Source organism: Yersinia vastinensis (genome assembly GCF_902726565.1).
Lineage (GTDB): Bacteria > Pseudomonadota > Gammaproteobacteria > Enterobacterales > Enterobacteriaceae > Yersinia > Yersinia vastinensis.
The window spans coordinates 97,146-118,654 of record NZ_CACVAF010000008.1; the positions used below are offsets into that span (position 1 = coordinate 97,146).

The following is a 21,509-nucleotide window of genomic DNA, read 5'->3' on the forward strand; positions in this document are numbered from 1 at the left end:
TACAGGGATACGATAATGATGCGACGTGATGTTTTACACTTTTTATCGGCACTCGGTACTGGGATTATCAGAGAGAAATATCGGCTCTTGGGGGGGCTATTACTGCTGGTTTATGCCGGAGTCGCCAGTGCTGAGGGGAGCTATGCTAGCTGTGCGCGTAACAGCGGCTATTATCAGTATTTCGATACCACGTCTTTGGAAATAGGCAAAGACAGTGTTGTGGGCAGTGTGATTGGCCCTTGGATCAATTCAAATAATTCGACTGCTTGGAATTGTACGCCAAACAGTAACTACCAACAGCCAATAACCTTTAGTGTGCAAGGCTACCCACCTTATGTGGTTGATAGCAGCATCAGTACCGATGGACAAACTTATACTGTTTATAATTCTGGCAAAGCAGGCTTGGGATATATTGCCCGTTGGCGTTTCACGTTGAACGGTAAAACTACCAATTGGCAGCCACTGACCATTGCTACCGGGGGGCAGCAGACACACCCTGAGTCGATTGCCATCAATTACAATGCGGGGGTTAAGTTCTATCTAGGGTTAGATGTTCAGATACGTTTCGTTAAAACTGCCAACACACTGACCAATGGTGCGATCCCGTTGTTTGACCCAACCTACATGCGCCATGTACAAACCTATAATAACGGTACGCCTGCACCGGGCGATCTCACGTATATGATCACTCAATTTAAATCTGGCAGTTCAATCATAGCCAATGGTGGCACGTGCACCACCCCTAATGTGACGGTCAACTTGCCGGAGGCTTCAGTGCGTGATTTTAATGGCATGGGGTCCATTGCGGGGCGGAAAGCATTTAATCTGGCGTTCAACCAATGTCCAGCAGGGTTAGCCAGCATTGGATATAGCTTCGCCGCGACCACGCAAGTGCTTGATGCCACGAATGGTGTCGTGGCACCGAATGCCAGCTCCACCGCCAGTGGCGTGGGTATCCAGTTACTGCGTGGAAATGGCGCGCCGGTGACATTTGGGACGGTTTACCTGCTGGATAATTACGATGCTACATTAAAGGCCAACTACACCGTGCCCTTGCAAGCAGGGCTGTTTCAAACCGGTAGCACCGTGGGCGCAGGCAGTGCTAATAGCAACATCACTTTTACGCTGAATTATAAGTAGGGCCTCTATGTCAGCTTTTAATTGTTGGGGTTTACGCCTGAAAAGTAGAGGATTAAGGGGCTTGATGCTGGCGAGTATCATGGTCCTATTAATTCAAACTCCGATAGCACAGGCCGAGATCTATCTGGGCGTAACGCGTTTGATAGTCAATGCGAAAGATAAAGAGGCGACACTAAGAGTGGTCAATGAAGGTCGCTCTCCAGTGTTGTTACAGATATGGGTTGATACCGGGGAAAGTGAAGCGGCACCTGAGAAAATCACAACACCTTTTATTGTTGCGCCGCCCATTTTGCGTCTGGATGGCAAACGTTCGCAACGCCTGAGAGTGTTGTTTACTGGCAGCGGGGCACCTCTGCCCAGTGATCGCGAATCGGTATTTTGGTTGAATGTGCTGGAAGTTCCGCAAAAGGTGAATAACAACGCGACGAGTCAGATGCAAATGGCATTCAGAACGCGCATCAAATTATTCTATCGACCAGCACAATTACAAGGTATAAGTACGGTCAATATTCAGGATAAACTGAATTTTCGCTTGATAAAACAAGGGAATAAATCATCCGTGCTTGTGAGTAACCCCACACCTTTCCATCAGACGTTGCTCGAAATATCGTTGGGGCGAGATAAAAATCAGGCGGTGGCCACTGTGATACCCGAAAACGGCATGATAGACCCCAAAGGACAGGACAGTTTTGTGCTGGAGCAGACAAAAGGAGCTGTCACCACCGGAATGAAGGTGTTTTACTCCGTGCTGGATGACTTCGGTACCGTCATGACTGGTGAGCAGACATTGCAGCCTTAACATCCTGAATATTCAAAAATAAACATCTTTTTTGATCCGTTTTTACGGTGATAGTCTTCGGGTGTTTTCTAAATGAATAACCAAGAAAATTCCTATAAATCAATAAAGTAGATCCCTTTTTGTCTCATTTTTTATTGGTCTCTTTGCCCACAAATGATACCTTTCTAGCATCATTTGGTGCGGAATAATTCGAATCCCTCCTCACCAGACAATGGCTGATTATTTCAGCGTTAATACACAGGTGCATTTATGACGCTTTATGATATTAAACCGCGATTTCAGGCGCTGTTGCGCCCGTGTTTGGTTTGGTTATATCAGCGAGGGATTACAGCTAATCAGGTCACATCATTTACCCTGATAGCTTCATTGGGGGTTGGCTGCTTAATGATGTTATATCCCTCGCGGATAATATTTGCCCTACTGCCAGTGTTTTTGTTTATCCGCATGGCACTGAATGCCATCGACGGCATGCTGGCTCGGGAATTTAACCAACAGTCGTCATTGGGGGCTTTATTGAATGAAATCGGCGACGTTGTCTCCGATATTGCGTTATATCTGCCATTCGCTTTACTGCCTTTGGCTCGCCCAGAACTGGTCATATTGGCAGTGTTTTTAGCCTTACTGAGTGAGTTTTGTGGCGTGATGGCGCAAACCTTGGAGCGGCCAAGGGGGTATCAGGGGCCGATGGGGAAAAGCGACCGTGCATTGTTGTTCGGGGCTTATGGGTTGGCTATTGCCGTATGGCCGGGGTCATTGGCGTATTCCGGGTGGTTATTTGCTTTTGCATCGCTGTTATTGCTGTGGACCTGCGTGAATCGCTGCCGGGCCGCGCTAAAGCCAGAGGCATAATATGAACACAACGCTTGCTATCAGCTTGTCCGTTATTTTTGCTCTCTTGGCACTTGCCAGTGCCATTATGCTGGTATTGATATGGCGCTATCCGCAAAAGGACTGGTTGGAATTACGCCAACGCATCACTAGTTGGTGGCTGATCATCATTGTTTTTGCTGTGGCGATGGTTAGCCCGAAATGGCTGTCGTTGGTTATCTTTGGCTTCATTAGTTTTCTGGCCCTCAAAGAGTTCCTGACACTTATTTCAACCCGCCGTTCTGACAATATTCCTCTGCTATGGATGTATCTCGCTATCCCTATTCATTATTTATGGATTGGCATGGGCTGGTACGGCATGTTCGTTATTTTTATTCCGATCTATGCCTTTTTATTCCTGCCGGTGCGTATGGTGCTGATTGGTGATACCAAGGGCTTCCTGCATGCGGCGGCGAACATGCATTGGGGCTTGATGACCACAGTTTTTGCTCTAAGTCATGTGGCATTTTTGATGGTCTTGCCTGGCGGCATTGGTGGGCAAGGAGCACTGTTAGTGGTCTTCTTGGTGGCGCTAACTGAACTCAATGATATTGCTCAATACTTATGGGGAAAGTCATTAGGCCGCATTAAAGTTACTCCGAGAGTTAGTCCAAATAAGACGTTGGCGGGTTTATTGGGTGGTGTGGCAACGACCATGCTTTTAGCGGGGATTTTGGGGCCTTTATTAACCCCGATGAACTTTACTTTCTCACTGTTGACCGGATTACTGATTGGTTTTACCGGATTTTGCGGTGATGTGGTGATGTCGGCGGTTAAACGAGATCTTGGGGTGAAAGATTCAGGCAAATTACTCCCCGGTCATGGCGGCATTCTCGACCGGCTTGACTCTCTAATCTACACCGCGCCACTGTTCTTTCATTTTATTCGCTATTTTTATTATTGAGGGCTGGCCGTGAACCGACTGTTGCGCTGGATTTTTACGTTGTGTGTCGCGTATCCGGTGGTACTGGTATGGCTGGGTGTGTCTGTTTGGCAGCGAAAACAGCTACCGCTCAAAGGGCCGGCCATTGTGGTGGCAAATCATAATAGCCATTTGGATATCTTGACGCTGTTTACCTTATTCCCCTTATCAACCCTGTCGCAGGTTCACCCCGTCGCGGCCGCCGACTACTTCCTGCGTAACCGTGCTATCGCTTGGTTTGCAACCAAAGTGATTGGCATTATTCCGGTAGCCCGGGGTGGGGCAGGCAAGGGCAGTGACCCGCTGGCAGGCTGCATTGACGCGCTGTCTAATAATAAAATTGTGATCTTGTTCCCTGAGGGGACACGCGGCGAGCCGGAAAAATTCTCCGCGTTCAAATCGGGTTTGTGGTATTTGAGCCGCCAATTTCCCACTACGCCAATCACTGCGGTGTATATGCATGGGCTGGGGCGAGCGATGGGTAAAGGGCAACGAATCCCGGTGCCCTTTTTTATTGATATCTATGTTGATAAACCTTTCTATTTTCATGATGACAAACAGACATTCCGAGCTGAATTACAGCAGCGGTTTCTCACCCTGCAACAACGCGCAACAAGGAAAATTCCGTGACTCAAGGACATCGTATTGCTCAGGAACTCACCTTTACGACTAGTGATAATGTTCCGCTCTTCTACCGCTGTTGGCCAGCGCAAAATAGCCCGACCAAGCGGGTAATTGTGTTGTTTCACCGTGGTCATGAGCATTCAGGGCGTTTGCAGCACATTGTTGATGAGTTGATGCTGCCTGATGTGACATTTTATGCTTGGGATGCCAGAGGACATGGCAAATCACCGGGAGATCGTGGTTACAGCCCCAGCTTGGCGCGGTCAGTGCAAGATGTTGATGAGTTTGTCCGCTTTGCCGCAGTAGAAAGCCAAGTGTCAATGCACGATATTATGGTGGTAGCACAAAGTGTGGGAGCAGTGCTGGTCTCGACGTGGGTGCATGACTATGCGCCGAAAATTCGCGGAATGATTCTGGCTTCACCAGCATTTAAAGTAAAATTGTATGTGCCATTTGCTCGGCCAGGGTTGACTCTGATGCACCGTTTTCGCGGTCTGTTTTACGTCAAGTCCTATGTTAAAGGCAAATTTTTGACCCACGATGCCCAGCGTGTCGCCAGCTTTGATAGCGATCCGCTGGTTAGCCGACCCATTGCGGTTAACATCCTGCTAGATCTCTACCGCGCCGCCGAGCGAATTGTACAAGACGCCGCTGCTATCACATTACCAACCCAATTACTGATTTCCGGGGATGATTTTGTGGTTCATCGCGCACCGCAACAGAGATTTTATCAACGCCTTCGCAGCCCGGTAAAAGAGCAGCACATATTGCCTGGCTTCTATCACGACACTTTGGGTGAAAAAGATCGTCAATTGGCCTTTGATAAAATGCGCATTTTTATTGAGCGCCTGTATACCGAAACGCTGCCCACTCACCATTACCGTTATGAAGACCGCTGGAGTGCCAGTGCGGATAGCTATCGCGCATTACAAGTGCCGCTAAAATCCTATTCAGCTGAAGGGTTGTATTACCGCACATTACGTTATGGCATGAAGACGCTAGGTAGCAGCGCCACTGGCGTCCGGTTAGGGTTCGAGACTGGTTTTGACTCTGGTAGTACGCTGGATTATGTCTATCGTAACCAGCCGGAGGGCAAGAATACTCTCGGAAAATATATCGACCAACAATATCTCAATAGCATTGGCTGGCGGGGTATTCGTATGCGTAAAGTTCACTTGCAGCAAACCATACAAATGGCGCTTATGCGGTTACGTGAACAAGGGATGCCACTGCGCATTGTCGATATTGCTGCAGGCCATGGTCGCTATGTGTTGGATGCTCTCACGAATCAGCCTGATGTTGAGCAAATTTTGCTACGTGATTACAGCGAACTGAATGTTGAAAAAGGGCAGGCAATGATTGCCCAGCGTAATTTGACTGAGATTGCCCGTTTTGAAAAAGGTGATGCTTTTGATCGGGATGATCTGGCGAGTTTGACACCCAATCCAACCCTCGCCATTGTTTCTGGTTTATATGAGCTATTCCCGCAAAATGAGATGATTGAGGCGTCATTGGCTGGACTGGCCGCGGCAGTTCCTCCCGGAGGTGTGCTGGTCTACACCGGGCAACCATGGCATCCACAGCTTAAAATGATTGCGCGCGCATTGACCAGCCATCAAGGGGGGCAGCCGTGGGTGATGCGGGTGCGTAGTCAAGGGGAGATGGATGCTCTTGTCGAACAGGCCGGCTTTGATAAATGTCATCAACTGATTGATGAATGGGGTATTTTTACCGTGTCATTAGCGGTTCGTCGTGCCCATGACTGAGGTTAACGGTGTGGCTCGCCGTCGGCAAGTCTGGCGGCGAGCTGTGCTATGGCTGTTGTTACTGGGGCCGCTATTCTTTATCAGTTACGGCCAGACCAACCATTTCACGGCCAGCCGCATTGGGGTAGGCAGTGTAGTGTTTGGGTGGGAGCACTATATTCCTTTTTTGCCTTGGACAATAGTGCCCTATTGGAGCATTGATCTGCTCTATGGCTTGTCATTGTTCATCTGTACTTCGCTACGAGAGCAAACTCGTCATGCATGGCGTTTGGTGATGGCATCGTTGGTGGCTTGCCTCGGTTTTCTGTTATTTCCACTTAAGTTCAGTTTTGTACGGCCCATCACTGACGGACCCTTCGGTTGGTTGTTTCAACAGTTGGAACTGTTTGATTTACCATACAATCAGGCCCCTTCATTGCATATTATGCTGGCTTGGTTGTTATGGTTGCGCTTCTGGCCACACTGCCAAGGGATTTTACGTTGGTTAATGAGTGGTTGGTTTGTCTTGATTGCAATATCCGTTTTGACCACTTGGCAGCATCATGTGATTGATATTGTTACCGGGTTAGCCGTGGGCGTGGTTGTCAGCTATCTGATCCCAATAAATAGCAGTTGGTGCTGGCAACGCCCGTGCCATTCATCACTGAAATTAGCACGTTGGTATGGCGGTGGTGCGTTACTGGTGGGCGGGGCTGCATTGTGGCTGGGAAATGGCTGGTCAATATTGGGGTGGCCCGCGTTGGCGTTACTTGCGGTGGCCGTTGGGTATCGCAGTTGCGGGGCCGGGGTATTTCAAAAGCAGGAAAATGGCAGAATTTCACCGTCTGCCTACTTGCTACTATGGCCTTATCGGCTGGGGGCGTGGCTCTCGATGTATGGGTTCACTCGCCAATTACCTTCAGCAATAGAAGTCGCAGGGGGGGTATTTATCGGCAGTTACCCACGAGCACCTCTATTGCAGGCCAGCGTGTTGGATGTCACAGCGGAATTTAGCCGTAGCCGGCATAGCTTGAATCGACCCTATAAGTGCTGCCCGCTGATGGATTTGGTGGTGCCGAGCCAAGAGCAACTTGCACAGGCAGTCGATGCTCTTCATCAACTTCATCAACAGCATGGTACGGTTTTGGTCCATTGTGCGCTCGGTATGTCACGCAGTGCATTGGTGATTGCGGCATGGTTACTGGACAATAAATGGGCAGCGACGCCACTGGCGGCGGCAGAGTTGCTGCAACAAGTTCGCCCGCAAGTGGTATTGCAGCCACGGCATCTGCAGGCGCTTGCCCTATGGCAAAAAAGGAATATAGCATGCTAAATCATCCTGTAGCAGGGCAGGTTTTGACCATTCATCTTGCCAGTTGGCGCTATTTGGCTGCGCTGACGCTACCCCCCATTATATTTGCTTTATGGGGGGCGGAGAGTTGGGTTGCTGCACTGTTATTGCTGCTTGCGGGCGTAACGCATTACTATTGCTGGCGTTTATGGCTAGATGAGCGTCTTTTTGCTTTGTTGTATACCTGCGAGCCACAAACAGAACATATTGATGCTGCATTACAGCAACTTTGGGGTGAAAAATTAGCAGCAGGCCGCGCACTTGATTCACGCTGGAGGGGAGCGACTAAACTGTTGCGTCGTGCCATAGGCAGCGCTCTATTATTGTGGTTGGTGATGGTGAGTGCGCCGTTGATTGATTTGGTTTTGGCTAGGTGACTTGGCGATACAAAAAGAGACGGCACTATGACGTACCGTCTCATGTTATTGATTCAGTGAACTGAACAGGTTAGTTGTCTTTTTTCTTACCAAAAATCTTCAGTAAGGCGCCCACAGCACAACCAATCACCACACCCAGAATAACCCATTCAGTAAATGACATAATCAAACCCTTTCATTTGTTTGGCCTGATTATATAAATTATTCTCGGCTTGTCCATGTCCGGTCACCTTTACAATTTCGCCAGCATCTCTCGGGTGACAAGGACAATACCATTTTCCGAACGATAGAAACGGCGCGCATCTTCAGTTGCGTTTTCACCAATGACCATTCCTTCAGGAAGGGTGCTGGCGCGATCAATAACACAGCGTTTCAATCGACAAGAGCGCCCTACATTGACGTCGGGCAGCAATACGCAGGAATCAATATTGCAAAATGAGTTCACACGAACTCTGGAAAACAACACGGAGTTGACCACTACGGATCCGGAGATAAAACAGCCACCAGAAACTAATGTATTCATGGTCATGCCGTGGCTGCCAGAACGGTCCTGAACAAATTTTGCCGGTGGTAATGGCTCGGCATAGGTACGTATCGGCCAATGAGAGTCATACATATCCAGTTCAGGGGTCACAGCCGCTTGATCGAGGTTTGCTTGCCAATAGGCATCTAATGTTCCGACATCACGCCAATAATCAGGGGCATCTGGCGAAGTAGAAACACAGGATAGCGAGAAGGGATGCGCCCAAACATGACCTTGTTCGGTGATTTTTGGCAAAATATCTTTGCCGAAATCGTGACTGCTGCTCTCATCAGCATGATCAATCTCAAGCAGGCCAAACAGGAATTCTGCATTAAACACATAAATCCCCATACTGGCCAGACTGCGGTCCGGTTTACCCGGTAGAGTTGGTGGGTCTTCGGGTTTTTCCCAGAACATTTTCACTTGTAAATCTTCGGAGACCTCCATTACACCGAAAGCCGTCGCTTCTTCCTTAGGGACTTCAATACAAGCCACCGTGCAGGCTGCGCCGCTTTCGACGTGATCCAGCAACATGCGCGAGTAATCCATCTTATAAATATGATCCCCTGCCAAAATCACGACATATTCAGCACGATAGCGGCGGATGATATCTAGATTTTGAAACACGGCATCTGCCGTGCCGGTATACCAATGTTCCCGCCCTTGACGCTGTTGTGCGGGTAATAAATCAACAAATTCATTCATCTCTTCACTGAGAAATGACCAACCATGCTGAATATGTTGTACCAAGGTATGGGATTGATATTGCGTTATCACACCAATACGGCGAATGCCTGAATTAAGGCAATTAGATAATGCGAAGTCGATAATGCGGTATTTCCCGCCGAAGTGAACGGCTGGTTTTGCTCGGACAGACGTAAGGTCTTTAAGGCGTGAGCCGCGGCCACCTGCAAGAATCAGGGCCACAGCTTTGTTGGGAAGTTGTCTGGCCGACATGACTCTGTCGATATCGCCTGCTTTCCGCATGTCAGACTCCTTATGATTTATTAATGTAATGACTGCCGGATTATGGGCTATCTCCATCAGCCCTAATACGCGAGATTTTGACCGGGAGTAAAACGGTCTGTGGCCTCCTTAAGTATAAACATTGTTAATTACATAATCGGCTAATTATCATTCTAACAATGAGAAGCGAATCATATTTAGCGCGTTCCAACACAAATTTTTTCGCCGCAGTCAGTATCAGTAGGCTAGGGCTGTTTATCGTTTTGTACATTGTGAGGTGAGGTATCGTCGACCATACTCGATAGGGCAAAAAATATTCGTAGTTTTAATAAGGATATAAAATTATGACAGTCGCAAAAAAGAGTTTGCGGTTATCCGCACTCACTTTGGTACTCGGTAGCTTTACTCTCAGTGCTGCACCGGTTGTCGCACCACCCACCGGTTACACTTTGGAGCGCGTAGTCATTTTGAGCCGTCACGGTGTTCGCTCTCCGACAAAACAAACACAGCTAATGAATGATGTTACCCCTGATAAGTGGCCGCAATGGCCTGTAAAAGCAGGGTATTTAACCCCCCGAGGCGCAGAATTGGTGACACTGATGGGGGGCTTTTATGGCGATTATTTCCGTCATCAAGGGTTGCTACCTATGGGGTGTCCAGCGGATGGGGCCATTTATGCACAAGCAGATGTTGACCAGCGCACTCGCTTAACGGGACAAGCCTTTTTAGATGGGATCGCGCCGGGGTGTGGCCTCACAGTACATTATCAGGCTGATTTGAAGAAAATTGACCCGCTATTTCATCCTGTTGAGGCCGGAGTCTGTCAGTTAGATTCAACCCAAACTCATAAAGCGGTTGAGGAGCGGTTGGGGGGGCCACTAAACACGTTGAGTCAGCGTTACGCGAAACCTTTTGCTCAGATGGGGGAGATATTGAATTTTTCTGCATCCCCTTACTGTCAGTCGCTACAACAAACAGGAAAAACTTGTGATTTCGCCACTTTCGCCGCTAATGAAATCACGGTAAATAAGGCAGGGACCAAAGTCTCACTGAGTGGCCCTTTGGCATTGTCATCAACGTTGGGTGAAATATTCCTGTTACAAAACTCACAAGCCATGCCTGATGTTGCCTGGCATAGACTCAATGGGGCAGAGAATTGGGCTTCACTATTATCGCTACATAATGTGCAATTTGATTTAATGGCTAAGACGCCTTACATCGCACGCCATAAAGGAACGCCGTTGCTGCAACAAATTGAGACAGCATTGCTGTTACAACGTGATGCTCAAGGGCAAAAACTGCCGTTATCACCACAAACTAAAGTACTTTTCCTCGGGGGACATGATACCAATATTGCTAATATTGCCGGAATGTTGGGGGCGAATTGGCAATTGCCGCAGCAACCTGATAATACTCCGCCAGGAGGGGGATTGGTATTTGAGCTATGGCAGAATCCTGATAATCATCAGCGTTATGTCGCGGTGAAAATGTTCTACCAAACGATGGATCAGTTAAGGCGTGCTGAAAAGTTAGACCTAAAAAATAATCCTGCAGGTATTGTTCCAATCACGGTTGAAGAGTGTGAAAATACGGGTGATAACAAACTGTGTCAACTTGAGACCTTCCAAAAGAAAGTGGCTAAAATGATTGAGCCAGCTTGCCATATTTAACGTAAACTTATCCGGTGAGTATAATACCTACCGGATAAGTTAATCATTTCTGAACGTGTTATATATACAGCGTTATGGTTGTTGAGTTTAGTTATTAATTGAATTCTAATAGATGTTTGTACTATATAAATGGTAACGGCCGGAGTTGCCTAGAAAATATAGGCTTACTCCGGCATATAAGTACCGAGACTAATAAAGTGAGGTTTTAATTTACCAAAATGCTATGTGCAATAAACAATTAACCGAGTCTGACTAAATCGAACGGAACATAGCGCTCACCCGTTTGCTGTAACTCTACAACTGGCGCTCGCTCTGCTTGTACTGGCCCCAGGCCTTCCGCATGGATAGCTTTTGCTACGTCAATCTCCCCAGTTTGCGCAACCATGACACGTTTGCCTGGGATAATTTGGTTTCTGTTTCTGTCATAGACTTTAACCATATTAACCTCCAATAGTTATCCGATAAGGTTTAACAACTATCGGGTGAATAATCCGCCCATAAAATCAAACCAGTATCTAAGATATATACCTATAGCCGAAAAAGTGGATAGCTAAATAATTGCCCGATATAGGCTACACTCGATGAGGTCAATTTCTTTGCCTCAGGTCAAACTATTATAGAGTTGGTTTCTACTGCGGTAAAAATGATATTTATTTTTTTCTCTGTGATCAAGTCTGAAAAGCATTTTTTTATAGTTAGTTTTCGGTCTATATCATAGGGCCTATAGCTGTGATAAATCCGTTAATAAGCCGGATTTATCACAGTCTGTATCGATAGAAAGCGCTGACTTATATCAGTGCCTTCTGTGTTAGTGATTCTAATATTTTTAGTGGCGATTGCTGGGGGTCTTTCATACCGTCAACCGGTAGTAGGAATGTCTGTTCCAACATATATTGCCCCCCCATTGCCGCGTGAGGTGTTTGATCTGAAAAGCAGATCCAACTACTGCCTGATGGGAAGTCAATGGCTTGCTGCCGGCCATTTTTTTGATAATCCAAGTCGGCTTTCATTTTATCGTGCAGTTGGAGCATCAGATGGTCGTAGTGGCTACGACGGCGTTTGGTGATACCGACTTTATGTTGCAGCCAACTGCTAATGGGGGAATAACTGCCAAGTTGTGGCAAATAGCGACTGGCGAGTTGTGTAAAGTCTTCCCCGACGCGCCATGAGCGGGGTTCACCATGAGGATTGATATTGGTGAAGATTCGCATGATTCGCTCACCATAATTAGGCCGCGAAGGGAAAGCATCAACATGTAAACGACTATCATCTTTGCGCCATGATGTTTTATCACGCCAGGCGGTGACAGGATGTAAGCGCAGGCTGTTGGTCGGGCTGTGCAGGGCCGCGGTGTACTCTGGGAGGAGCTGGTTTACTAGGCTAAGACAATTTTGGTAATAGCGCTCAAGTAGCTGGCGGGTTAAGGCCATTTTACTTTCATCGGTGACGCCGGTCAGTGTCCCCTCCAACGGCTTAAAGCTAATGTTTTTGCGTTTAACATCAACGAGTGCCGGGTCAAGCAACAGTTTTTCCTGTTCACTCAACTCGAAAGTTAGATGAGGTAAAAACAGCACTTTACCTTGTTCCAGTGCATCAATGGCATTGGTACTTTCAATTTCACGGTGATCCCAACGGCTGTATGGGAGCGTAAGAATCGATGAATCTGACGTATGACTTTGATTATGGTTGCTCATCAATTATCCGCTTTTAAATATTATGCATCTCAATCATAACTTTTTATTATAGATAATGTGAGGGCTATGGCACAGATTTCAGATTTTGCTTGCCTTAGACAACTGCATTAAAGGGGGGTGTCGCCTTAAAATTGGGGTCGATTTGACAATTGAAGTCTGGATTTCTGCGTGTTCTGACCAGCGATCAATGATTGCATCTAATTGTTCCATTGAGTGGATATATAAACGGCTAACAAAGCAATCGTCGCCAGCAACTTTGTCACATTCAACACACTCAAGAGTCTCCTGAATCATTTTTTCCGTTACGTACAGCATTCCTGCTATAGGTTTGACACGAACAATAGCCTGCAGACCATAACCGAAAGCCCGTTGGTCCAAGTCTAATGTATAGCTGCGAATGATATTACGGTCTTCAAGACGTCGTAGACGTTCAGATGTACTGGGAGAGGAGAGACAGACTTGTTGAGATAGGTCTTTCAGGGATATCCGAGCATTCTCAGCTAAAATGGCAATCAATTTTTCGTCAATTTTATCCATACCCACCACACCTCTTATTATTAGGTACAATGGCGTTATTATAGGCATCATTTTGATTTATTAACGATATTTTCCTTGCAAAAAGATGATGTTGATTGAATAAAAAATAGATTGACGATTGAGTGTTAAGCCGATGAAGAGCAGGCATAATCTCAATAACAGTCATGATGACCCCATCATCTGAAAAGATATCGTAGCTAAAATATAAACTCATACCCTCTAGAATGACTAGGGTATGAGTTTGTCTATAGGAGGATTAATGCCTAATTGCAGAGGTGCTGGCTAACGACGAGGTCTCATTCAGGCTATTGGTTCGCATAGATTTTTTTTGCAAATAGGCTAAATCATAAACATCGTAAAAGTCTATTTCACCTTTATTACTGATAATGTTTTTAAAGCGGAGCTTGAAATCATCACTGATGTTTTTGCTATTTAATATCTCATCAATCGCTTGAGTCGATAATGCACGGCTAAAGAACCATTCGCCGTTATAACAAACACGTAAATCAAGAATACCAATATCTTCAAACTTGAATACAGGTTTGATCTCCATCATAAGAATTGCGGACATCAATACGAAGAACAGAGTAAAGGCAATCATATAGCCAGTACCAAAATAAGGCGTCAAATACATCAAAATCAATACAAAAAAGTATGATATCAACATAGCCAAACAGAGGTAGGGGTGTTTGTAGACAAAGTCGCTGTTAAATTTTAACCGGCCATCTCTATTTTCTTTCTGATTTATTCTTGTGATGTCATCGATTAATATTTTTTTAATTATGTCCATAATTATGACCTTGTGATTAATAACTCATAAAAACCAAACCATAATGGTTTGTTATAGATTAGCATGAAAAGTTAAATTTTAAGCATATCAATTCGATGAATTAGTTTGCAAAACTGTTATAGCTAGCGGGCTCAGTGGATATATTATTTATTAATCAGGTGAAAGCAATCACTTGAGTGCCGATTTCACCTGATTAAGCCTTTGCAATACCGATAATGAGAGATATGAACAGGGCTAAATGGTCAGGACAATTTTACCAATATGTGTACTGCTTTCCATCAACTCATGGGCTTTTGCTGCACCTTCTAATGGGAACGTCTGGAATATCTGTGGTTTCATCTTGTTCTTACCCAGCAATGGCCAAACTTGCTGTTCCAGCTCTTTGGCGATGACCGCTTTCTCAGCAACACTGCGCGAGCGTAATGTGGAGCCGATGTGGGTCAGACGTTTTAACAGCATCAGCATAAGGTTAAGATCTTTGGCATTGCCATTCTGGATACCAATTTGAACGATGCGGCCATTCATCGCAGCAGCTTCATAGTTACGAGAGACATAATCTCCAGCAATTAAATCAACAATAACATCAACGCCTTTTCCGGCAGTGGCTCGTTTGGTTTCAGCGACAAAGTCTTCTGTGTGGTAATTAATGGCGATATCTGCACCTAATGCTAAACATGCTTGACGTTTTTCTTCTGAACCCACGGTGACAATAATCGTTTTTGCGCCGAATGCTTTGCTCAATAAAATTGCTGTAGTCCCTATACCCGAAGATCCTCCGTGAATTAATACTGTTTCACCAGCAGTAAAGTGGCCGCGTTGGAATAGATTACTCCATACAGTAAAGAATGTTTCTGGCAGTGATGCGGCTTCAATATCAGTAAGAGCTGTAGGGATAGGTAAGGCATTACTTTCATGTATGACACAGTATTGGGCATAACCACCACCTGCGATAAGTCCGCACACTTTGTCCCCAATCTTAAATCGACTAACATCAGCGGCAATCGCAACCACAATACCAGCAACCTCTAAACCAGGAATATCTGATGCACCGGGCGGTGGGGCATATTGCCCACGGCGCTGCATGACATCAGGGCGATTTACGCCCGCAGCAGACACCTTAACCAGAATTTCACCTGCGGCTGGCAGTGGTGTTGGCCGTGTAACCGGGGCTAATACCTCTGGCCCGCCAGGCTGAGTAATTTCAATTGCGACCATGTTAGCTGGGATAGGATTCAGCAATGTCATAATATTCCTTTTGTAACATGAAGGGACTTAGTCAGATGTTATACTAATGATTAGTCACTATATTAGTCTCGTAATAGAAATAGTTCATGGCGAGAATGTGCTTATATGATAACGAAATTGTAAGTATTTGAAGGTATTGTTGGCGCAGAAAAAAACCGGGCTTAGTTGCCCGGTTTAAACAGCAAAGGTTTTACCACTCCCAGCGCATTCCGGCATTGATTTGCCAGTTAGTGTTGATATCTCCCCCAGAGGATTTTTCCACATCAAGGTAGAAACGGGAGTTATTATCTTTTGTTAACTGGATATTGGTACCAATGCCGTAAGTCATCCAGCTATCGTCCCCATCTTGTTTGGTGACCAGCACAGCATCTTTACCCTTAACGGTAACGCTGCGATTGCCGGCAAACTCATGCAGTAAATCAGCTTTCAGATAAATATCACTGTTACTATTGTCCTCAAACCGATGACCGATACGAACCCCGGCACGACCAATAACACTATTAATATTATCCTGATTGACTTCTAGCCCACTGCTGGTGGTGTAGTTAGTTTTATTCAGGTAGGTATAAACCAACTGACCTTGAGGTTCGATGAAATTTCCGTTATCTAGTGAGAATTCACGACCATATTCAGCACTTGCACTCCAAGACCAGTTACTTCCATCACCGTACCCACCTGTACCCAGAGTATTTTGGTAGTCAATGTGGTTTTTCAGGTGACTATATTTCAAGACCAAGTCGATATAGTCTTGTTTCTCTAAACGGTTCCACGAGCCGTAAATAGCCCCGCCGTAGCTTTTATTATCACCTGAACCGTAATTAAATTCTGACTTACCATTCAGATAATGAGCAGCAATACCTTTGGTCCAGACTCCATTCTCATATTCATCTTTATTGTCATAACCTAACTGATAGAAGTGATACTGGTTCTTAAAGTAACTTCCATGTTTATTTTCCATCTCGCCACCTTTATAACGCAGCCAAAGTCCATTTTCTTGCTGGTCACTTCTTAATTCACCGAGTCGTTTATTGAGGCTATCAATTTCAAGGCGAGCCGTCGCTGTAGCATAGTTAACCCCGGCATTTGCCATCACAACTTCGCTAGGTGCACTCAATTGCTTATCAACGCCTGTAATATACCAGTTGGTGCCATATTGGCTTGTAGGGTCACCATCTTTAATGTCCGAACGAATTATAGGTTTATAATCATAAACATATTCGTTAGTGATATCGACCTGCTCATAAGGCTTAAAAGATACATTATTGGCAGCATCGGCTATCCAAATATCTTCACTTAAATCTGCAAGTTTGTTGATATTCAGTGCTTCAATATAGTGAGAGCCACCGGTGCTGCTGCTGACAACCTCAATAAAGTCGCTACCATTCTTAAACTGTTCATCCGTTTTGCTGGTATTTACATCAATAAGGAAAATACCATCCTGCCCTTTCAAGTCATAAATCTTGATACCCTCATTCTGGCTTTTATTCGTATGTAAATTAAAGCCATGTAAGTTAACCACACCGTCTTTTTGTAGATTTAGTGCACTGATCTCGGCATTTAATTCATCGGGGATCCAATGGGCTTTATTCATTAAAGTTACATCCAATGCTCCGACCCACGAGTTAGATGTCGTATCATAGAAGTTCACTTCATGCCCATGCCAATAAGAGCCCGTACCATTGAATACAGCAGTAATACTACCCCCACCGTTAGTGATATTATCGCCAAGATCCATATTGCCCATCACGTTGAGTTTATGTTGACCCGTTTGGTTAACGATTACTTGGCCCCCATACTTAGCGCTAATTGCATCACTTTTAGCCCCACCATCAGGGTAAGTATTATTATGTTCTAATACCTCCAAGAAATTTTTAGTGTAGGTATTTATATAAACATCACCGTTATTAGCAGTAATAATTGTACCATCGCCTTCTGCATATAGACCATTGTTTGCCGCGGTTGCTGTACCTGTTCCATTGGTATCCATTTCCACCAGGGAATCGATGTAAATTTTACCGTTAATTGTGATATTTGAACCGTCAGAGGCTAACAGTGCAGTGCTATTATTATGGCCATTGCTAATAGTCAGACTATTTATATAACTAAAGTTGTTTAATGAAATGCTATTGTTTTTTTTGGTCGTGAGACCATAGAAAGCATTATAATAATTAGGATTGGATATGTTATTACCATGTATATTGATGGAATAGTCCCCTATATTATAACTTTTACCATCACTTTCCGATTTTGCGAAGTAAACTACGAGAGGCTGATTAGGGTTATCGATAGTGACGTTGGCGTTATAGTTGCCATCATTATAAATCACATCAGATAGATTAAATAATTTTGGATCGATTTTTGTCGAGGTATAAAGTAAATTATAGTTCCCGGCAATACTGCACCCAGACCACATTATATTGCTAATGAGGATAGGTAAGATTGATGCTCTAAAAGTTTTAGATTTATATTTGCGTGAGTACACGTTTATAGACTCCAGAATTAAAAAGAATATAAAGTAAGCATGTGGTCACTATTAATAAAATCCACTGCACCTAAAATTCAGCTGGTAGTTTAATTTTAGGTGAATTAATAACTAAATATTGCACGCGATATTATTTTGTAAAAAAACTTCATCATGTCAATCATGATAATAGCGGAAATACATAACTTTACGTTTGTATCTAACTTTTTGTTATAAGTATGATTGGTATTAATTTTTTTTATTTTATGTTTGTCTATTTTATTGTTACTTATGATGATTGTTTTTTAAGTTAAAGTCTTTGGGGGTTTGTTATTGCACTGTAATGACGATTTACATGGTGGTTCATATAACTATGAACACTATAAATAGTGTTTGTAGGTTTGGTGATTATGCCGTTAATTGATTTTTACAAATATTATTAAATAATTTATTTATTATATGAAATTAATAACAAGCTTGAGTTTTGTTATTTAATTTATAGAATTATGACTATCCGAGCATGTTATTTACAAGCCCGGATGTCATTGACCTTATTGGGTTATTTTCTACTGAGTGTTGTATTTCCAACTAACTTGATATTGATAAATTTCATCGGTTAGCAAATCATCAATATGCACACTGGGACTCCATGAATCATCGCCACCAACCCCCATATGGAAACCATCAATATTCAACCAAGTGCCTAGTTCTGGTTTGAGTAAGTGCTGATGGCTGGTATTCATCAGCTGCTGCATGCTGTAACGGCTAATTCCAAAATGGAACTGACCTGTTAATTGCCAATTCCCGTATTCTAGACGGCGGGTATAGCAACGTAAGCCATTTTCGCTTGGGAATATATAGGGGGTGTGCATTTGTTCGAGTGGTTGCGACCATCGGCCATATTGCGCGGAAAGCTGGCGGTCAGGATAGTTTTCATGTGGCCCTAGCCCTAACCAGCTAACATTTTCTGCGATATCTGATAATTGACAACACATACCAATTCTTGCTGGTAAGGGCAGTGATGTAGCCACTTGAACTCGGACATCAATGGTCATTTGGCCTTGCTGATCAAAACGGTATAGCCAATGTGAATACAATACCTGCTCGTTGGCAAACGTGTAGCCATACTCAGCACTAATTTGTATTGAGTGAGCTAAGGTATCAGCCTGTAGTGATAAACAATGCTGCTCTAGTTGATACATACCGGCTTTTTTCCAGCGTTCAACCCAAGCGTTGGGATCAATACGAGTAGCCTCACTGACGCCAATATCATTATCCAGCGGTGCACGAACAAATTGATCACGTAATGGGGTCAATAACATCATCTTTTCCCCGACCCACCACTGTTCTAATAGGCCGGTTTGGCGACTGAACTGCCAACGCTGATGCTGATGTATTACCCAAATATGATGTACATCCTGGTGTAACTGGAGATGATTTGGCGTGAAGACTTTTGCTGTACAAGCAGGAGGGAAAGATATCGTCTGTGGTAAACGCCACTGATGCCAGGCACAGCGATGATTGTTTGGCGACCAAGGCGTCTTTTGCACTTGTCTGACTTCAGCATTCAACCATGTATGGCCTTCATCGACAGCCGGTAATTGTGCTGCCAGTGTGTATTGTTGTGTGCTTTCAGGCTGTATTTCTAATGGGAAATCCCCTTCCAGCACTAATTTACCCTCTGACTCAATACGCCAATAGAGATGTTCGTTGTCACTTTTTCGAAACAAATACTCACTGGCGACACTAATCACCAAGGGTTCGGTACTAAGCAGCTTGAACTGGAAAAACTGCTGGGCGCATTGTGCTTCATACAGACTTGGATGAGGGGTTCGATCAGGGAAAACAAGCCCATTCATGCAGAATTGGCGATCATTTGGAGTATCACCAAAGTCACCACCATAAGCCCAATAGGGCTGCCCATTTTCATCGTGACGAGTGAGACTTTGGTCTACCCAATCCCAAACAAAGCCCCCTTGTAGTCGAGGGTATTGTCGGAATGCCTGCCAATAGCGGGCGAATCCACCAAAACTATTACCCATGGCATGGGCATATTCACACAGAATCAATGGACGAGATTCATTCGGTAAGCCAACCCATTTCTTAATTGACCATTTCGGTACAGCCGGGAACGGTTGGTCTTCATCCACACGCGCATACATTGGGCAAACAATATCCGTTGCCAGAGTATTTGCTCCTCCTCCTTCGTACTGAACTGGGCGTGTGGGATCGTTAGTTTTTATCCAACGATACAAGGCATCATGGGTGGCGCCGTGACCTGATTCGTTGCCGAGTGACCAAATAATGATGCAAGGATGGTTACGATCACGCTGAACCATCCGGGTAACACGCTCACTAAAAGCAGAAAACCACTGTGGATCATCAGCGAGACGCCCCATGGGCTGCATACCATGTGTTTCAATATTGGCTTCGTCAACAACATACAATCCATAACGGTCACACAGGCGATACCACAATGGATGATTAGGGTAATGTGAACAGCGCACGGCGTTAAAGTTATGCTGCTTCATCAGAATGATGTCTGTTAGCATACTTTTTTCATCTATAGCTTGGCCTGTTTGCGGGTGATGTTCATGGCGATTGACCCCACGAATCAGCACGGCTTTACCATTTATCTTGAGTTGGCCTTGATGAATAGTCACTTGCCGGAAGCCGACGTCATAAGCCTCCGCCTCAATCAGTTCTTGTTGATGATTCAGTAGAGAAACGACTGCACGATACAGCGTGGGTTGCTCTGCACTCCATAAGGACGGGTGTTCAACTCGAAGCTTCAAGTGGGTACGATCAGTATAAGGGCCTCGTTCATCAATTGCCGATGTACCAAGGGGTTGCTGTAAGCTCGTGACCAAGGTCTCAGCCAGCCAAAGTTGTACACGGACTTGATAAGCTCCGGTGACTTGCGGATTATTAATTTCAAGGGATGGGATATTAATCGCGGCCATCACCTCTAAAGTGGCAGAACTAAATTCAGGGGATAAATTGGTCGTAATGTGAATATCCCGCAAATGAATATCTGGTTTATGCAGCAGGCTAACATCACGGAAAATCCCACTCATACGCCACATATCCTGGTCTTCCAAATAGCTACCATCACTCCAACGTAGCACTAGAACAGCAATACGGTTCTTGCCCACTGTTAAGTAAGGTGTGAGATCGAATTCTGCGGGCAGGCGGCTGTCTTGCGAATACCCAACCCAGTGGCCATTGCACCACAAATAGAATGCAGAATTCACGCCATCAAAAATGATGCGGGTTTGACCTGATAATAGCCAGTCGGCCTCAACCGTAAAATCATAAGAATAACAGCCTGTTGGGTTCTCCTGCGGGACGTGTGGTGGCTCGACAGGAATGGGATATTGCACGTTAGTGTAAATCGGCGTGTCATAACCATGAAGTTGCCAGTTAGCTGGAACAGGTAGCGATGCTACCCCCGGTAAGTCCTGTTCGACCCAACAATCTGGCACTGCCTCGGGTTGGGTAAAATAGCTAAATGACCATTGCCCATTAAGTAGCAATTTCTGCGGTGAAGACTCGTCATTTTGGGCTGAATTGATATCACGCCAACTGTGGAATGGTGGGTGAGCTTCAAGGCGATGGTACTGCGTCACCTGCGGATTCTCCCAATCCCTACGGGATAAAATCTGCGAAAGGGTAGGTCTAGGCTGATGTTGAACCTTTTGCGGTGACGTCATGATATCTGCCTCATATTCTGTGGGTATTTTCTTATTTTAGTTAGCGATAGGGAAAAATGTTATGCGCTCACAATTTGATGCCATC

At 45.1% G+C, this 21,509-nt stretch carries 17 protein-coding genes; 9 read left to right on the forward strand and 8 right to left on the reverse strand.

The genetic code is table 11. The annotated features are described in order from the left end of the window. Nucleotides 1-15 precede the first annotated feature (15 nt). The 8 genes from HUZ92_RS13465 (at nucleotide 16) to HUZ92_RS13500 (ending at nucleotide 7,825) form a co-directional block, all read left to right on the forward strand. A complete protein-coding gene (locus HUZ92_RS13465) occupies nucleotides 16-1,140 on the forward strand; it encodes a fimbrial protein (RefSeq protein WP_050140784.1) in 1,125 nt (374 codons plus the stop codon). A gap of 79 nt (nucleotides 1,141-1,219) precedes the next feature. Then, nucleotides 1,220-1,939: a fimbrial biogenesis chaperone gene (locus HUZ92_RS13470; protein ID WP_174846836.1), complete on the forward strand. Its 720-nt coding sequence runs from the start codon at nucleotides 1,220-1,222 to the stop codon at nucleotides 1,937-1,939. 249 nt (nucleotides 1,940-2,188) lie between these two features. Then, complete coding sequence (locus tag HUZ92_RS13475; RefSeq protein ID WP_050140786.1) at nucleotides 2,189-2,788, forward strand: CDP-alcohol phosphatidyltransferase family protein; 600 nt, start codon at nucleotides 2,189-2,191, stop codon at nucleotides 2,786-2,788. A 1-nt stretch (nucleotide 2,789) separates the two neighbouring features. Continuing rightward, a complete protein-coding gene (locus tag HUZ92_RS13480) occupies nucleotides 2,790-3,710 on the forward strand; it encodes a phosphatidate cytidylyltransferase (protein ID WP_050295508.1) in 921 nt (306 codons plus the stop codon). A gap of 9 nt (nucleotides 3,711-3,719) precedes the next feature. Then, nucleotides 3,720-4,358, forward strand: a complete 639-nt coding sequence (locus HUZ92_RS13485; protein ID WP_128451044.1) for a lysophospholipid acyltransferase family protein — start codon at nucleotides 3,720-3,722, stop codon at nucleotides 4,356-4,358. Then, nucleotides 4,355-6,118: a bifunctional alpha/beta hydrolase/class I SAM-dependent methyltransferase gene (locus HUZ92_RS13490; protein WP_050098393.1), complete on the forward strand. Its 1,764-nt coding sequence runs from the start codon at nucleotides 4,355-4,357 to the stop codon at nucleotides 6,116-6,118. The genes HUZ92_RS13485 and HUZ92_RS13490 overlap by 4 nt, the downstream gene beginning before the upstream one ends. Next, nucleotides 6,111-7,430 (forward strand): phosphatase PAP2/dual specificity phosphatase family protein, encoded by a 1,320-nt coding sequence (locus HUZ92_RS13495; RefSeq protein ID WP_145579731.1) that lies wholly within the window; start codon nucleotides 6,111-6,113, stop codon nucleotides 7,428-7,430. The genes HUZ92_RS13490 and HUZ92_RS13495 overlap by 8 nt, the downstream gene beginning before the upstream one ends. Next, the gene (locus HUZ92_RS13500) at nucleotides 7,424-7,825 is read left to right on the forward strand and encodes a hypothetical protein (RefSeq protein ID WP_050098391.1); all 402 of its coding nucleotides are present in this window, start codon (nucleotides 7,424-7,426) and stop codon (nucleotides 7,823-7,825) included. The genes HUZ92_RS13495 and HUZ92_RS13500 overlap by 7 nt, the downstream gene beginning before the upstream one ends. A 232-nt stretch (nucleotides 7,826-8,057) precedes the next feature. On the opposite strand, the gene glgC is transcribed toward HUZ92_RS13500, so the two are convergent. Beyond that, complete coding sequence (gene glgC, locus HUZ92_RS13505) at nucleotides 8,058-9,335, reverse strand: glucose-1-phosphate adenylyltransferase (protein WP_050098390.1); 1,278 nt, start codon at nucleotides 9,333-9,335, stop codon at nucleotides 8,058-8,060. 323 nt (nucleotides 9,336-9,658) lie between these two features. Between glgC and HUZ92_RS13510 the strand changes: the two genes are divergently transcribed. Further along, nucleotides 9,659-10,984: an AppA family phytase/histidine-type acid phosphatase gene (locus tag HUZ92_RS13510; protein WP_145579732.1), complete on the forward strand. Its 1,326-nt coding sequence runs from the start codon at nucleotides 9,659-9,661 to the stop codon at nucleotides 10,982-10,984. Nucleotides 10,985-11,222: 238 nt separating this feature from the next. Here the strand turns inward: HUZ92_RS13510 and ydfZ are convergent, their stop codons facing one another. The 7 genes from ydfZ to HUZ92_RS13545 all read right to left on the reverse strand — a co-directional run bounded on the left by ydfZ (nucleotide 11,223) and on the right by HUZ92_RS13545 (nucleotide 21,424). Further along, complete coding sequence (gene ydfZ, locus HUZ92_RS13515) at nucleotides 11,223-11,423, reverse strand: putative selenium delivery protein YdfZ (RefSeq protein WP_050140791.1); 201 nt, start codon at nucleotides 11,421-11,423, stop codon at nucleotides 11,223-11,225. A gap of 349 nt (nucleotides 11,424-11,772) precedes the next feature. After that, nucleotides 11,773-12,678 (reverse strand): Kdo hydroxylase family protein, encoded by a 906-nt coding sequence (locus tag HUZ92_RS21100; protein WP_174846837.1) that lies wholly within the window; start codon nucleotides 12,676-12,678, stop codon nucleotides 11,773-11,775. 78 nt (nucleotides 12,679-12,756) lie between these two features. Next, on the reverse strand, nucleotides 12,757-13,215 hold the full coding sequence (locus HUZ92_RS13525; protein ID WP_050140858.1) for an Lrp/AsnC family transcriptional regulator: 459 nt from the start codon (nucleotides 13,213-13,215) through the stop codon (nucleotides 12,757-12,759). Nucleotides 13,216-13,471: 256 nt separating this feature from the next. Further along, nucleotides 13,472-14,005, reverse strand: coding sequence for a YlaC family protein (locus HUZ92_RS13530; protein WP_050098386.1), 534 nt, complete (start codon nucleotides 14,003-14,005; stop codon nucleotides 13,472-13,474). A 234-nt stretch (nucleotides 14,006-14,239) separates the two neighbouring features. Then, on the reverse strand, nucleotides 14,240-15,250 hold the full coding sequence (locus HUZ92_RS13535) for an NAD(P)H-quinone oxidoreductase (RefSeq protein ID WP_050098385.1): 1,011 nt from the start codon (nucleotides 15,248-15,250) through the stop codon (nucleotides 14,240-14,242). Between the two features lie 190 nt (nucleotides 15,251-15,440). Beyond that, the gene (locus HUZ92_RS13540) at nucleotides 15,441-17,732 is read right to left on the reverse strand and encodes an autotransporter family protein (protein WP_145579733.1); all 2,292 of its coding nucleotides are present in this window, start codon (nucleotides 17,730-17,732) and stop codon (nucleotides 15,441-15,443) included. 545 nt (nucleotides 17,733-18,277) lie between these two features. After that, nucleotides 18,278-21,424, reverse strand: coding sequence for a beta-galactosidase (locus HUZ92_RS13545; protein WP_145579734.1), 3,147 nt, complete (start codon nucleotides 21,422-21,424; stop codon nucleotides 18,278-18,280). Between the last annotated feature and the right edge of the window lie 85 nt (nucleotides 21,425-21,509).

Coding starts and splice junctions, on each gene's coding strand:
- glgC (WP_050098390.1), bottom strand. CDS start 9,335: ATGCGGAAAGCAGGCGATATCGACAGAGTCATGTCGGCCAGACAACTT.
- HUZ92_RS13525 (WP_050140858.1), bottom strand. CDS start 13,215: ATGGATAAAATTGACGAAAAATTGATTGCCATTTTAGCTGAGAATGCT.
- HUZ92_RS13465 (WP_050140784.1), top strand. CDS start 16: ATGATGCGACGTGATGTTTTACACTTTTTATCGGCACTCGGTACTGGG.
- HUZ92_RS13480 (WP_050295508.1), top strand. CDS start 2,790: ATGAACACAACGCTTGCTATCAGCTTGTCCGTTATTTTTGCTCTCTTG.
- HUZ92_RS13545 (WP_145579734.1), bottom strand. CDS start 21,424: ATGACGTCACCGCAAAAGGTTCAACATCAGCCTAGACCTACCCTTTCG.
- HUZ92_RS13495 (WP_145579731.1), top strand. CDS start 6,111: ATGACTGAGGTTAACGGTGTGGCTCGCCGTCGGCAAGTCTGGCGGCGA.
- HUZ92_RS21100 (WP_174846837.1), bottom strand. CDS start 12,678: ATGAGCAACCATAATCAAAGTCATACGTCAGATTCATCGATTCTTACG.
- ydfZ (WP_050140791.1), bottom strand. CDS start 11,423: ATGGTTAAAGTCTATGACAGAAACAGAAACCAAATTATCCCAGGCAAA.
- HUZ92_RS13500 (WP_050098391.1), top strand. CDS start 7,424: ATGCTAAATCATCCTGTAGCAGGGCAGGTTTTGACCATTCATCTTGCC.
- HUZ92_RS13535 (WP_050098385.1), bottom strand. CDS start 15,250: ATGACATTGCTGAATCCTATCCCAGCTAACATGGTCGCAATTGAAATT.
- HUZ92_RS13475 (WP_050140786.1), top strand. CDS start 2,189: ATGACGCTTTATGATATTAAACCGCGATTTCAGGCGCTGTTGCGCCCG.
- HUZ92_RS13530 (WP_050098386.1), bottom strand. CDS start 14,005: ATGGACATAATTAAAAAAATATTAATCGATGACATCACAAGAATAAAT.
- HUZ92_RS13510 (WP_145579732.1), top strand. CDS start 9,659: ATGACAGTCGCAAAAAAGAGTTTGCGGTTATCCGCACTCACTTTGGTA.
- HUZ92_RS13470 (WP_174846836.1), top strand. CDS start 1,220: ATGGTCCTATTAATTCAAACTCCGATAGCACAGGCCGAGATCTATCTG.